This is a genomic window from Massilia sp. LC238, assembly GCF_000735635.1.
Lineage (GTDB): Bacteria > Pseudomonadota > Gammaproteobacteria > Burkholderiales > Burkholderiaceae_D > Telluria > Telluria varians.
This window is the reverse complement of record NZ_JNNN01000078.1, coordinates 73,140-86,461: the sequence shown is the minus strand read 5'-3', so window position 1 is coordinate 86,461 and position 13,322 is coordinate 73,140. Positions and strand designations below refer to the sequence as shown.

At 65.5% G+C, this 13,322-nt stretch carries 9 protein-coding genes; 3 read left to right on the top strand and 6 right to left on the bottom strand.

The window, feature by feature from the left end; translation table 11 throughout:
* Nucleotides 1-7: 7 nt before the first annotated feature.
* Nucleotides 8-1,843: a type VI secretion system baseplate subunit TssF gene (tssF, locus tag FG94_RS21685; RefSeq protein ID WP_036216074.1), complete on the bottom strand. Its 1,836-nt coding sequence runs from the start codon at nucleotides 1,841-1,843 to the stop codon at nucleotides 8-10.
* Between the two features lie 179 nt (nucleotides 1,844-2,022).
* Between tssF and FG94_RS21680 the strand changes: the two genes are divergently transcribed.
* Nucleotides 2,023-3,444, top strand: a complete 1,422-nt coding sequence (locus FG94_RS21680; protein ID WP_036216073.1) for an MATE family efflux transporter — start codon at nucleotides 2,023-2,025, stop codon at nucleotides 3,442-3,444.
* A 73-nt stretch (nucleotides 3,445-3,517) separates the two neighbouring features.
* Nucleotides 3,518-5,737 (top strand): S9 family peptidase, encoded by a 2,220-nt coding sequence (locus FG94_RS21675; protein WP_036216072.1) that lies wholly within the window; start codon nucleotides 3,518-3,520, stop codon nucleotides 5,735-5,737.
* Between the two features lie 106 nt (nucleotides 5,738-5,843).
* On the opposite strand, the gene FG94_RS21670 is transcribed toward FG94_RS21675, so the two are convergent.
* Nucleotides 5,844-6,044 carry a CsbD family protein gene (locus FG94_RS21670; protein ID WP_307189251.1) on the bottom strand — a complete coding sequence of 67 codons (201 nt, stop codon included), beginning with the start codon at nucleotides 6,042-6,044 and terminating at the stop codon, nucleotides 5,844-5,846.
* Between the two features lie 179 nt (nucleotides 6,045-6,223).
* On the opposite strand from FG94_RS21670, the gene FG94_RS21665 reads away from it, so the two are divergent.
* The gene (locus tag FG94_RS21665) at nucleotides 6,224-7,306 is read left to right on the top strand and encodes an AI-2E family transporter (RefSeq protein WP_036216070.1); all 1,083 of its coding nucleotides are present in this window, start codon (nucleotides 6,224-6,226) and stop codon (nucleotides 7,304-7,306) included.
* 161 nt (nucleotides 7,307-7,467) lie between these two features.
* Here FG94_RS21665 and FG94_RS21660 read toward each other — a convergent pair whose 3' ends face one another.
* The 4 genes from FG94_RS21660 to FG94_RS21645 form a co-directional block, all read right to left on the bottom strand.
* Complete coding sequence (locus tag FG94_RS21660; RefSeq protein WP_027864847.1) at nucleotides 7,468-7,644, bottom strand: CsbD family protein; 177 nt, start codon at nucleotides 7,642-7,644, stop codon at nucleotides 7,468-7,470.
* 70 nt (nucleotides 7,645-7,714) lie between these two features.
* Nucleotides 7,715-8,332, bottom strand: coding sequence for a bifunctional 2-polyprenyl-6-hydroxyphenol methylase/3-demethylubiquinol 3-O-methyltransferase UbiG (locus tag FG94_RS21655; RefSeq protein ID WP_036216067.1), 618 nt, complete (start codon nucleotides 8,330-8,332; stop codon nucleotides 7,715-7,717).
* Between the two features lie 66 nt (nucleotides 8,333-8,398).
* The gene (locus FG94_RS21650) at nucleotides 8,399-10,453 is read right to left on the bottom strand and encodes a M13 family metallopeptidase (RefSeq protein WP_036216065.1); all 2,055 of its coding nucleotides are present in this window, start codon (nucleotides 10,451-10,453) and stop codon (nucleotides 8,399-8,401) included.
* Nucleotides 10,454-10,487: 34 nt separating this feature from the next.
* Nucleotides 10,488-13,121 (bottom strand): M1 family metallopeptidase, encoded by a 2,634-nt coding sequence (locus FG94_RS21645; protein WP_081926126.1) that lies wholly within the window; start codon nucleotides 13,119-13,121, stop codon nucleotides 10,488-10,490.
* Nucleotides 13,122-13,322 lie beyond the last annotated feature (201 nt).

Sequence of the window (13,322 nt, the reverse complement as noted above, 5' to 3'; positions counted from 1 at the left end):
AGCGCGATCACACCAGCGTCAGGTTGCCGTTGCGTGGTTCACATCGCAGGAGCTCCCTGTCGGTCTGCGCCGAGCGCAGCACCAGCCGCGTGAAACTGTTGATGTGCACGTACAGGCCGAAGAAGCGGTTCACCACTTCCGCGAACACATACAGGCTGCTGCCGGCGAAGGCCTCTTCGTCCACCGTCATGCGCACCTCCAGCCCGTGGACCAGCGTGGCGCCGCTCTTGTTGCGCATCCAGGCCGTGGACGGCAAGGTCTCCATGGCCGTGATGCCGGCGATCTGGCGCTGGGTCGCCGCCGAGCGCGACACGTCGTACAGGGTCAGCACCTCGCGGAAGGCATCGAGGTCGCCGAGCGAGCGGTGGTTGAGCGCGAGCTGGGCCACCAGGCGCCAATGCGCGCCGCCCGAGGAGGGAAAGCGGTGCGGCAGCGTCGGGCGGCGCAGCAGGTGGATCGGCACGCCGCCGGTGGCGGTTTCGCTGGTCAGGTCGCCGTCCGGGGCCCCGAAGCCTGTGCTGGCGGCGTGCGCGCCGTTGGTGCAGGTCAGGTCGATCGAGGCCACGCACTGCTCGTCGGCCGCCAGGGTGAAGCCGGCATCGGTGAAGCCGATCTTCATGCGCTGCCGGTGCATGCCGCGGTCGTCGCGGCGGGCGAACCAGTAGCGTTCGCGCAGCTCGCCGCCTTCGCCGTGCCGCAGCCCGTAGTAGGGACGGTAGGCAATCGACTGCACCCTGCCCTCCGCCGTGCGCAGCACGTTGACGGTGTCGATGCTGTAGACCTCCACGTCTTCTTCATGGCGCCCCGGCACCACGTCGTACATGGCCGTGCGGTGCGTGATCCGCACCGGCATCGCGGCCTGGTGGAACAGGTTGACCACCGGCGTGCAACCTGGCACCAGGTGGGCCGCCTCCAGCGTCCCGAGCAGGCGCGCGGCGCCGCTGTCGCCGTGCAGGCCGCCCACGATCAGGTGCAGGGTGAAACGGTGCGCGGCCGCCGGCAGCATCGGCGCCAGCTTGCCCAGGTCGATGTCGATGAAGTGGAACTTGTCGGGGAAGGCGAAGTACTCGCTCAGCAGCCGGTAGGCGGCGTGCTCGCTGGGGCGCAGCGGCACCAACGCATCGTCGTGGCCGAAGCCGCCCAGCGCCAGCGGCATGCGCTCGAGCTGGCGCCACGGTCCGCCGTCGCCGATTTCCAGGTAGCTGGCGCCGACGTGCATGAACAGGGTGTCGATCAGGCTTGCTGCCAGCAGCGGATCGGCATCGACGTAGAGGCGCAGGCGCGGCAGGCCGAGCTGGCGCAGCAGGCGCGCCGGCGCGGCGCTCTCGATCGTCACCGCCACCTGCCCGGTGGCGCGCGCCGGCAGCCGCACATGGGCCGGCGCATGCACCACGGGCTCGTAGCGCGCCCGCGCCACGCCGACCGGCGCCAGCATCAGGGAACTGGCGGTGCGGAAGCGGCAGACCGTGCCCTTGGCGTGCAGCGCACTCATCTCGGTCCCGCGCGGCACCGATTGCACCTGCTCGACCTTGCCCGGAACCTGCGGCCCGGCGCCGCTGCCGATGCGCGCGATCGAGCAGGAGGGAATCCCCTGCAGGAAATAGGGATAGAGGCTGCCCAGCAGGGCTTCGGTGAACTCGGGATAGTCGTCGTCGAGCTTGCGGGCGGTGCGCGCATTGAGCAGGGCACAGGCCTGGATCAGGCGGCGAATGTGCGGGTCTTCGAGGCCTTCGGCGCCAAGGCCCAGTTCGCTCGCCAGCCGCGGATACCGGTGCGCCAGCTCGCGGCCGACCGTGTTCAGGTAGACCAGTTCACGCTCGTAGTACGGCAACAGTTCTTCCATGGCCCTCTCCTCTCAAGCGTTAAAGGTCGTGCAGTTTTGCGCACGAGACCTTGCGACGGCTCAAGAACGGATGAGCAGTAGCTATTCGGCACGCATTGGATGACGAGGGCGGGGAGCGTGTGGTTCAGTAGGCGGCTTAATCAGTAAAATGGAGGGCTTTCCAGTATCGCCAGACCGACATGACCAGCACCACCTCCCCATCCAGCACCGCTTCGCCCGTACGCACCGAGATTTCCACCTTGTGGCGCCTGTCCTGGCCGATGCTGGTCGGCCAGCTGGCCACCGTGGGCATGGGTGTCGCCGACGTGGCGATGACCGGTCACGTCAGCGCCGAGGAACTGGCCGCCGTGTCGCTCGGCACCTCGGTGTGGTCGATCGTGCTGGTCACCGTGATGGGCACCATGATGGCGATCAATACCGTGGTCGCCCACGAGATCGGTGCGGCCCGCTACGACCAGGTGCCGCATTCGGTCCGCCAGGCGATGTGGAAGGGCCTGCTGGTCGGGCTGGTCGGCTGCCTGTTCGCCAACCTGTGCACCTTGCTCTTCGGCCATGTCGGTCTCGACGAGCAGGTCGCCGGCCGTGCCGCCATGTACCTGCACGTGGCCAGCCTCGGCATGCCGGCCTTCGGCTGCTTCCGCGCGCTGTACGGCTACAGCACGAGCATCAACCAGACCAAGCCGATCATGTGGATCGCTATCCTGGGCTGCGTCTTCAACGTATTCGTGAACTGGCTGCTCATCTACGGCAACTGGGGCTTCCCCCAGCTCGGCGCGGTGGGCTGCGCGGTGGCGACCGCGCTCGGCATGTGGCTGATGCTGGGCGCCATGATCGTGTGGGTCAAGCACGCGCCGCCTTACCGCCAGACTTACCCGTTCACCGGCTGGGAAGGGCCGGATTGGAAAGCCATCGGCCCGATGCTGCGCCTCGGCCTGCCGATCGGCATTACCTATTTCGCCGAGGTCAGCGCCTTTGGTTTGATCAGCCTGCTGGTGGCGCGCTTCGGCGTGGTGGCGGTGTCCTCGCACCAGGTCGCACTCAATTTCTCCTCGTTGGTGTTCATGGTGCCGCTGAGCTTCGCGATCGGCATGATGACCCGCGTCGGCCAGGCCATGGGCGAAGGCAATCCGCAGCGCGCCCGTTTCGTCGGCTGGGTCGGCGTCGGCATGTCGGTGAGCTTCGGCGCCCTGTCGGCGCTGGGCATCGCCATCTTCCGCTGGGAGATCGCGGCCGCGTATACCTCCGATCCGGCGGTGCAGGCCGCCTGCGCCCACCTGCTGCTGTTTGCGGCCCTGTTCCAGCTGTCCGATGCGACCCAGGTCGCCACCGCCTCGGCGATTCGCGGCTACCAGGTCACGCGCCCGCCAATGATCATCCAGTTGCTGGCCTTCTGGGGCGTGTCGCTGCCGCTCGGCTGCATCCTGGGGCTGGCGCCGGGGTGGTTCCCGTGGACGCCGGCCGCACCGATGTCGACCACCGGTTTCTGGATCGGCTTGGTGGTCGCGCTGACGGTGGCTGCCGTGCTGCTGACATGGTCCTTCGAGAAGCTGGCGCGCCAGCGCATCCGGGAAGGGGCAAAACAGCCTTTGGCCGCTATGTAATTACAGCTTTTGAAGGCCGACTCTGGTATCGTTCCGCAGTTGTCGCAAATTAACTTATACCAGAGACATTTACATGCGCCCTCTCCTGCTCCTTATGGCCGCTCTCGCGGCCGCTCCCGCTTCGGCTGAACGCCTGACGCTGGACCGCATCTACGGCGATCCGGCCCTGGCCGGCGCCAGCGTGAAGACCCTGCGCGTCTCGCCGGACGGCGAACGCGTGACCTTCCTGCGCGGCCGTGCCGACAACCAGTACCAGCAGGACCTCTGGGAATACAACATGAAGACCAAGAGCACCCAGCGCCTGGTCGATTCCAAGCGCCTGGTGCCGAACGAGGAGCTCTCGCTCGAGGAAAAGGCACGCCGCGAGCGCGCCCGTACCGCGGGCCTGTCGGGCATCATCAATTATTACTGGTCGCCGGACGGCAAGCAGCTCTTGGTGCCGATCGGCGGCGACCTGTTCCTGATCGACGCCGCCAAGCCTGACGCGCCGCGCAAGGTCGCCTCGGGCAACGTCACCGATCCGAAGATCTCGCCGAAGGGCCGCTACGTTTCCTTCGTGCGCAACCAGAACCTGGTCGTGATCGACCTGCAGACCGGCGCCGAGCGCCAGCTCACCACCGACGGCAAGGGCAACATCCATAACGGCGAAGCCGAATTCGTCGCGCAGGAAGAGATGGACCAGCACACCGGCTACTACTGGGCGCCGGACGATTCCGCGATCGCCTACCGCCGCTACGACGAAGCGCCGGTGCCGGTGGCGCGCCGCTTCGAGATCTTCGCCGACCGTACCGAAGTGATCGACCAGCACTACCCTGCTGCGGGCGACCCGAACGTGCTGATCGAGCTGATGATCGTGAACCCGGCCACCGGCCAGCAGCGCAAGGTGGACCTGGGTCTTGATAAGGACATTTACCTGGTGCGCGCCGACTTCAGCGCCGACGCCAAGACCCTGGTCTACCAGCGCCAGACGCGCGACCAGAAGCGCCTCGACCTGGTCGCCGTCGACGTCGACACCCTGGCCCAGCGTCCGCTCTTGAGCGAAACCTCGAAAACCTGGGTCGAGATCCACAACGACCTGCGCTTCCTGAAGAACAAGAAAGCCTTCATCTGGGCGTCGGAACGCAGCGGCCGCAAACACCTCTACCTGTACGGCCTGGACGGCAAGCTGCAGGTCCCGCTGTCGAAAGGCGAATGGGGCGTGGACAGCGTCCTGGCGGTCGACGAGGCCGGCGGCCGCGTCTATATCTCGTCGAGCAAGGACGCGATGATCGACAAGCAGACCTACGCGCTCAAGCTGGACGGCAGCAATGCCGCCAACCCGGTGCGCATCACGGCCGGCGAAGGCTGGCACGAGGCGGCCTTCGCAGGCAACGGCAAGATCTTTGTCGATACCTACTCGAACCCGACCACGCCGCCGCAGGTATCGATCCGCCGCGCCGACGGCACGATGGTGGAATGGCTGGAAAAGAACGAGCTGAACGCGAACCACCCGTACGCCAAGTACATGCCGGACCACCTGCCGACCGAATACGGCACGATGAAGGCCAAGGATGGCCAGACCCTGCATTACTCGATCATCAAGCCGGCCAATTTCGATGCGAGCAAGCGCTACCCGGTGTTCCTGTTCACCTACGGCGGCCCGCACTCGCAGCGCGTGACCCGCGCCTGGGGCAATTATTTTGACCAGTACATGGCGCAGCAGGGCTTCGTGGTGTTCCGCCTGGATAACCGCGGCTCGGGCCGCCGCGAGCGCGTGTTCACCGACGCCCTCTATGGCAATCTCGGCTCGGTCGAAGTGGAAGACCAGGTGACCGGCATCGATTGGCTGGCCCAGCAGAGCTTCGTCGATCCGAAGCGCATCGGCGTGTTCGGCTGGAGCTACGGCGGCTTCATGACCCTGCGCCTGCTGTCGGCGGCATCGGACAAGATCGCGATGGGCGTGTCGGTGGCCCCGGTGACCGACTGGGCGCTGTACGACACCCACTACACCGAGCGTTATGTGGGCGGCACCCCGAAATCGGATCCGAAGGCCTACGAGCGCAGCGGTGTGTTCGCCCACCTGGACGGCATGAAGTCGCCCCTGCTCCTGATCCACGGCATGGCTGACGATAACGTGCTGTTCACCAACACCACGCGCCTGATCGACGAGCTGGTGAAGCGTAACGTGCAGTTCGATCTGATGACCTATCCGGGCGCCAAGCACGGCATTTCGGGCAAGGTCAACCAGCGTCACGTGTATGGGATGATCGAGGCCTTCTTCAAGAAGAACCTGGGTGGGACGGCGGCGAAGTAAGCCGCTTCCGCAAGCAAATCAGCCGCCCGAGGGCGGCTGTTTCATTTCAGCGCTACGAAACAACAACAGCCGCACGCGGGCGGCTGTTTGCGAAGCGTGAAACAGATTAATGACGGCGTGCCGCGTCGTCCAGCTTCTCTTCCACATGCTCCTGGGTATCGCCAGCAGCCTTCTGGACCTTGCCTTCAACTTTGGTCGCCTTGCCCTTGGCTTCCTGGGTCGGGCTGTCGATCGCATCACCAAATTCTTCCTGGATCTTGCCACCGATTTCTTTCAGTTTGCCCTTGACTTGGTTTTCGTTAATCATGGTCTTCTCCTTTAAGAAAACATGTCCGGATGGCCATGCATGGGTACAGAATACGGCAGCGTCGGCAGCGCTTCTGTTCGCGTCCGCACATTGCACAAATGTCAGCAGTTGCGCGACGTCATGACACTGGCAATGCTAATCTTTTGTCAACACGACCTTCCGCTCGAAAGGCTGATGCCATGACCGAACAACATCAAAAACATGCTTCCGACCCGCCGCAAACCCAGCGCCGCCTTGCCAAGCGGGTGACGATCATCAACGGCCTGGCCATCCTGTTCATCGCGCTCGCGGCCGCCATCGTGCTGGCCGCCGATGCCCTGCTGCTGGTCTTCGCCTGCATCCTGTGCGCCATCCTGCTCTACAAGCTGAGCGAGATCATGGCGCGCCGCTTGCACATGAAGCGCAAGTGGGCCCTGACCATCGTGGTGCTGGCGCTGGCGGCCATTATCGGCCTCGGCAGCTGGGCCATGGCGCCGCAGATTTCCGAGCAGTCGAGCAAGCTGGCCAAGGAAATCCCGGCCGCCGTCGAGCGGCTGCAAACCGCAGTGCAGCAGCATCCGCTGCTCAAGCGTGTCGCCAGCGAACTGCCGCCGCCGGAACAGATCGTCAAGCAGATGGGCAACATGGTGCCGAACGCCGGGCTGTTCTTCGGCGGCGTGCTGGGCGCCATCGGCAACGTGATCATCATCATCTTCGTCGGCATCTATTTCGCCGCGTCGCCGCAGCTGTATACCAACGGGGCCATCCGGCTGGTGCCGCAAAGCAAACGGCCGCGCGCCCGGGAAGTGCAGCAGGAACTCGGGCAGACGCTGGCGAGCTGGCTGCTGGGCAAGGCCGCCTCGATGCTGATCGTCGGCATCGCCACCTCGATCGGCCTGTCCATGCTGGGCGTGCCGCTGGCGCTGATCCTCGGCATCATTGCCGGCCTGCTCGACTTCATCCCCTACCTGGGCCCGATCATGGCCGGCATACCCGCAGTGCTGCTGGCGCTGTCGATCAGCCCGGAGCTGGCGCTGTACACGGTGCTGCTGTTCACCGGCATCCAACTGGTCGAAGGCTATGTGCTGCAGCCGCTTATCGAAGCCCGGGCGGTGGACCTGCCGCCAGCCCTGGTCGTCGTCATGCAATTGGTCTTCGGCACCCTGTTCGGCTTTGCCGGGGTGGCGCTGGCCACGCCGCTGGCGGCCGGCCTGGCGGTGCTGGTCAAGATGCTCTACATCGAAGACGTGCTCGGCGACCGGCCGGCCCAGAAGCGAAGTTAGCGCAAAACCCCACGGGGGTCAGGTCTGACATTCGGACACGAACTCAAGCATTAGGCTGTTGTATTGCTCAGCCCGTGTCTAAATGTCAGACCTGACCCCGTCAGTGGGACGGACAAGAAAAAGCCGCGCAGTGCGCGGCTTTTTCATGGTGCCGGCAAGGCTCAGCGGTTGCCCTTGACGATGTCTTTCACGTCGCCCACCTTTTCCTGCACCTTGCCTTCGGCCTGGTTGGACACGCCTTCGCGCTGGGCCTGGCGGTTGCCGACGGCTTCGCCGACCTTCTCCTGGATCTTGCCGCCGATATCCTTGGCCTTGCCTTTGATTTGATCGTCGTTCATGTCAGTCCCTCTTCTGTTGTGAAGCGAGGTCCCACCATAGGCCTCATGAACGGGTCGCTCTGTTCGCCAGTTAACACACTGGCTTGCGCCAGACGCTGGCCAGCCAGGGCTGCTGTTCGCGCGGCAAGCCGGCTGGGCGGTAGTAATGATGCAGTGGCGCAAAACCCGCCGCGGTCAGGTAGTGCTCCCAGGTCTCGTAGTCGTGGTAGCTGCCGTAGCGTGGGCCGTTCCAGCCTTCGCGGTTGTCGCCGCGCGGGTTGGAGCTGAACAGGACGCCACCCGGTTTCAAGGCGCCGTAGAGCTGCGCCAGCACGCCGGGCAGTTCGGCGCTGGGGACGTGGAACAGCGAGGCATTGGCAAAGATGCCATCGAACATGGCCGGCGGCAGGTCGAGGTGCAGGAAATCCTGGTGCCAGACTTCGCAGCCGCTGTAGCTGCGCGCCATCTCGGCGAAACGGGCGCTGCCGTCCAGGCCGATGGCCTTGTGGCCCAGGCTGGTGAAGGTCTTGAGGTCGCGGCCCGGGCCGCAGCCGAGGTCGAGGATCGTCCAGGGCGCCGGGGCCTCGATCGCGCCCAGCAAGGCATCGATGTTCTGGCTGACGTCGTGGTCGATGGTGCCGGCGAAGAAGGCGTCGGCGGTCTGGTCATAGTGGGCCAGGGTGCGGCGGGAGATGTCGTCTGCGTTCATGACAGCATTATCCGCCAGAGCGCGGCGCGAGCGAACAGAATCCGTCCGTTCGCGCCGCTCACGCCATTACCAGACCCGTACGCGCTGCTCCGGCGCCAGGTACAGCTTCTGCCCCGGCTGTACGTCGAAGGCCTTGTACCAGGCATCCAGGTTGCGCACGGTATAGGTGCGGTACTGGCCCGGCGAGTGGCCGTCGGTCAGCACGATGCGGCGCAGCGAGGCTTCGCGCATCTTGGTGCGCCAGCTCTGGGCGAAACCGGTGAAGAACTCGCGGTCCGCCTCCGTCCCGGCCGCCTTGCCGCTCGGCGAGACCTTGAACGCGTCGTAGGCCGCGGCCAGGCCGGCCAGGTCGGACAGGTTCTCGCTCAGCGTCAGCTGACCGTTGATGGCCAGGTCGTCGAAGGGCTTGTAGGCGTTGTACTGCTCCACCAGCTTCTGCGAAGCCTTCTTGAAGTGGGCCAGGTCTTCCTTGGTCCACCAGTCGCGCAGGCGGCCCTGGGCGTCGAACTGGGCGCCCATGTCGTCGAAACTATGGCTGATCTCGTGGCCGATCACCGAGCCGATCGCGCCGTAGTTGTGCGCATCCGATGCCTTCGAATCATAGAACGGCGGCTGCAGGATCGCGGCCGGGAAGTTCAGCGCGTTCTGCAGCGGCAGGTTGACGGCATTGACCAGCTGCGGCGGCATCGCCCATTCGGTCTTCCTGGGCTTCTGCTTGAGCTTGGCGAGCTGCTGGGTGTAGTGGAATTCCTGCGCACGCAGCACGTTGCCGAGCGCGTCGTTCGGCGAGACCTTCAGGCCCTCGTAGGACTTCCACGCATCCGGATACCCGACGCCCACATACATGGTGCGCACCTTTTCCTTGGCCTGGGTGCGGGTCGACGGCGCCATCCAGTCGAGCTTGTCGATGCGGCGCTCGAAGGCGGTCTTGATGTCGGCGACCATCTTCAGGATGCGCGCCTTGTCCTCGGCCGGGAAGTACCTGGCGACGTACATCTTGCCGACGGCTTCGTCCATCGCGCCATTGGTGGCGGCCAGGGCGCGCTTCCAGCGCGGCGACTGCTGCGGCGAGCCGGTCAGGCCCTTGCCGTAGAACTCGAAGCGCAGGTCGGAATAGGCTTTCGGCAGCGTGCTGGCAAACTGGTTCAGGCTGTGGAAGGCCAGGTAGTCCTTCCAGGTGCCCAGGTCGGTGGCGGCCACCTGCTCGGCGGCGCCCTTGAGCGCGCCCGGGTGGTAGGCGATGAAGCGGTCCTGGCCAGCCAGGCGCGCCCCCTTCATGAAGGCGTTCCAGTCCATGCCCGGCGCCTTGGCGGCGAAGTCCTTCATGGTCCAGGTATTGTTGGCCTTCTGGATGTCGGCCGACTCTTCGCGCGAAGCGTGGCTTCCGGCCAGTCTTGACTCCAGCGCGAAGATTTTCGCCGCACGCTCGTCGGCCCTGTCGTAGCCGGCCAGTTTCAGCATGGCCGCGATGTACTGCTGGTACCTGGTGCGCAGCTCGGCCATCTTCGGACTGTTGTCGAGGTAGTAGGCGCGGTCCGGCAGGCCGATGCCGCCCTGCAGCAGGTAAGGCACATTGCGCGACGGGTCGGTCAGACCCTGGTTGAACCACACGCCGAACAGGTTCGGGGTGTTGAAGTTGGTCGCGTTCAGCGGGTCGACGTCGGCACGCAGGAATTCGCCCAGCACGCGCGCGAGCGCGGCGCGGTCCTTCATCGCGTCGATTCTATCCAGGCGCGGCTTGAGCGCGGCCAGGCCGGCCGACTCGATCGCCGCCTCGTTCATGTACGCGGTGTAGAAGTCCGCCACCTTGCGCGCCTCGGGAGTGGCGGACTTGCTGGCCGCCGCGTCCTCGATCAGCTTGACGATGCGGGCATTGGTGTCTTCGGCCAGCACGGCCATCGAGCCCCAGGAACCGCGGTCGGCCGGGATCTCGGTCCTGGCCATCCATTCGCCGTTGGCGTAGGCGTAGAAATCGTCACCCGGCAGCACGACGGCGCCGGCCGGCTTGGCGGGCGCCACGGCGGCGGCGCTTTGCTCTGCGGCATAGGATGGAGCCATGGCAAATGCGCCGCACAGCGCCAGGGTGATGGCAGTCTTGTTCAAGGTCCAGCTGGTTTTCATTCGCTTCCCTTCTTGTGAAAGTGGTCTTTGCTCTTTATTGCAGGGCGGCGCGGACCTGCGATAACAGGCGCGCTTTCTGGTCGGCGCGGATGCGCACGCCGTTGCCGACGCGTTCGGCTTCGACAACGCCGTCCGGACCGAAGTTCTTGCGCATGTGCGCTTCCATCATCTCCGCATGCGCCGGATTGCTGGAGGAAGCGACGATGCTGGCGAACAGGCTGTTGCGGCCCAGCGCTTCCATGTTGGCCAGCAGCGCATCGCTGTTGGCGATGGCGAACTTCCAGGTCTGGTCGAGGTGCTCGCCGGCGACCCCGCCGATCATATAGGGCACCAGGTCCGGCGGGGTGTGCGGCGACAGGAGCGACTGCAGGGTGCGCGCGGCCAGCTGCGGGTCCTGGGCGCTGGTGAGGGCACGGCCAAAACGGTTGCGCTCTTCGCTGGTGGGGGCATTCGCGGCGCGCGCGGCAAGGAGCTCGTAGGTGGCCTGGTCCGCATAGCGGCCGGCGGTGCCGGTGACGAAGTCGATCATCGAGGGCGGCACCGAGGACGGGTCCTGCACATAGCGCGTGAACCTGGCCTTGCCCTCGTCGATGGCCTGGCGGTCGCCGGCGCGCGCCAGCGCGGTGGCCAGCATGCCGCGCAGCTGGGCGTCCTCGGCGGTTTCCCCCGGCTTTTCTTCCCAGCCCAGCTTGTCGAACTTCGGGCGCGCGAAATCGACCAGGAAGCGGCGGATCAGGGCCTGCTCCGGCTCGCCGCGCGCCAGCGAGTCGAGCGTGCGCAGGTTGGACAGGATCGCATCCCAGACCGCCACGCGCGGCTCGTCGCCATACTTGCGCACCAGGTCCAGGTAGGCCTCCAGGCCCATGCGGCCGTTCGAGGCGAAGCTCCAGGTGTCCGACAGCAGTTTCAGGCGCGTGCTGTCAGGCAGGCGCGGCGCCTGCGCGGCCAGGGCGTGGAAGCTGGCCGCGTCGTACTGCACACGGAAATAGCCGACGCTGTGCGGGTCGACCACCAGGGTGCCGTCGCAGCTGCCCTGGTTGATGGTCGTGCTGGGGCCGGACAGCAGCGTGGTCCAGGCCTTGCCGTTGACGGTGCCGACCTGCAAGGGCACGTTCCACAGGCGTTTTTCGCGGGGCGGCTCGTCGAGGCGGTACTGTTCCTGCGACAGCGTCACCTTGCGCCTGCCGTCCTCGCAGGCCTGCTCGACCCGGATCAAGGGAAAGCCCGGCTGCAGGGTCCAGTCCGAGGCCAGCTTCCCGACCGGCTTGCCGGAGGCCTTTTCCAGCGCGGCCCACAGGTCGCTCGATGTCGTATTCGAATACTGGTGCTTCGCCATATAGGCGCGCATGCCCTTGCGGAAGGCCGATTCGCCCAGGTAGGCTTCCAGCATGCGCAGGAAAGCCTCGCCCTTCAGGTAGGTGATGGCGTCGAAGGCCGCGGCGGCCTGCTCCTCGGTCTCGATCGGGGTCTGGATCGGGTGCGTGGTCTTGCGCGCGTCCAGGTTCATCACGTATTCGCGCTCGGCCATGCCTTCCAGGTAGGGGCGCCATTCGGGGTGGAAGTGGTGCGTCGCCTTGGTCGCCATCCACGAAGCGAAGCCTTCGTTGAGCCACAGGTTGTCCCACCAGGCCATCGTCACCAGGTTGCCGAACCACTGGTGCGCCAGCTCGTGGGCATTGATGTTGAAGGTGAACTTCTTGACCTTCTCGGGGCTTCTCTTCGGGTCGTACAGCAGGGTCGGCTCGTTGTAGACGACCGCGCCCCAGTTTTCCATGGCGCCGTTGAAGCCGCCCGGGATCGCGATCTGGTCCAGCTTGGGCAGCGGGTACGGGATGCCGAAGTAGTTGTTGAAGTAGCGCAGCAGGTCGCGCGTGGCCCCCAGGGCGAAGGTGGCCGAGCCGAGCTTGCCTTCGGTCGTCACGATGCCGATGTCGACGCCATCCTGCTTGCTTGATAAGCGCTCGAGCTCGCCGGCCACCAGCACCACCAGGTAGCTCGGCATCTTCGGGGTGTTGCCGAAGCTGATGCGCTGCATCCCGCCGCCGAGGTCTTCGCGCTTGTCGATCGGGGTAGTGGAGTAGGCCTTGAAATTGCCCGGCACGTCGACGGTGAGCTTGAAGCGGGCGCGGAAGGCCGGTTCGTCCCAGGTCGGGAGCATGCGGCGGGCGTCGGTCGGCGCCATGGTGGTGGCGATCAGCTTCTTGTCCTGGCCGCCCGCCTTGTAGTTCACGTAGAACAGGCCGCGCCCTTCGCGGTTGATCTGGCCGCGGAAGGCCAGCGCCAGCGCGTACCTGCCCGGCGCCAGCGGCTGGGACAGCGCGAAGCGCAGGGTCTGCTGCTTCTTGTCGAGGATGGGGTCCAGTTTCAAGGTGCCGATGTGCTTGCCCGTCAGGCTGGCCGAATCGATCTGCATGTTGTCGGCGTTCAGCATGATGGTCGAGGTCGGCTTCAGGACGTCGATCTCGACCGTCTGGGTGCCGCGGAAGCTGTTGACGGCGACGTCCGGCACGATGTGGGCGTCGTACTGCAGCGGCACCACGTCCTTCGGCAGCTTGCCCGGCGTTGCCGCGAAAGAAAACGGCGCCTCGGCCTGCGCCGTGGCGGCGCCCAGGGCCAACGCAAGCGCGGCCGTGGCTTTGCGAGCCCGGGCGACTGGCATGTCTCTCATAAGTCTCTCTCTCGAATCTGTTTTTATTTGACGGTTCCTGCGCGCGATGGCGCAAGAACCCAGCACGCACTGTAGGAAAGCCGGGCGCCGCCTGCGCCCGGATTGCGACAGACTGCAAAAAACGGGGCCAGACTGCTGAAACCGGGGAATGGCGGAGGCATTCGAAAAAAATCCGAAATTTTTTTCGAATTACCCTAAAGT

Excerpts from the sequence above, each read along its gene's own strand:
- FG94_RS21645 (WP_081926126.1), bottom strand. The coding sequence starts at position 13,121 with ATGAGAGACATGCCAGTCGCCCGGGCTCGCAAAGCCACGGCCGCGCTT.
- FG94_RS21650 (WP_036216065.1), bottom strand. The coding sequence starts at position 10,453 with ATGAAAACCAGCTGGACCTTGAACAAGACTGCCATCACCCTGGCGCTG.
- FG94_RS21670 (WP_307189251.1), bottom strand. The coding sequence starts at position 6,044 with ATGATTAACGAAAACCAAGTCAAGGGCAAACTGAAAGAAATCGGTGGC.
- FG94_RS21660 (WP_027864847.1), bottom strand. The coding sequence starts at position 7,644 with ATGAACGACGATCAAATCAAAGGCAAGGCCAAGGATATCGGCGGCAAG.
- tssF (WP_036216074.1), bottom strand. The coding sequence starts at position 1,843 with ATGGAAGAACTGTTGCCGTACTACGAGCGTGAACTGGTCTACCTGAAC.
- FG94_RS21675 (WP_036216072.1), top strand. The coding sequence starts at position 3,518 with ATGCGCCCTCTCCTGCTCCTTATGGCCGCTCTCGCGGCCGCTCCCGCT.
- FG94_RS21655 (WP_036216067.1), bottom strand. The coding sequence starts at position 8,332 with ATGAACGCAGACGACATCTCCCGCCGCACCCTGGCCCACTATGACCAG.
- FG94_RS21665 (WP_036216070.1), top strand. The coding sequence starts at position 6,224 with ATGACCGAACAACATCAAAAACATGCTTCCGACCCGCCGCAAACCCAG.
- FG94_RS21680 (WP_036216073.1), top strand. The coding sequence starts at position 2,023 with ATGACCAGCACCACCTCCCCATCCAGCACCGCTTCGCCCGTACGCACC.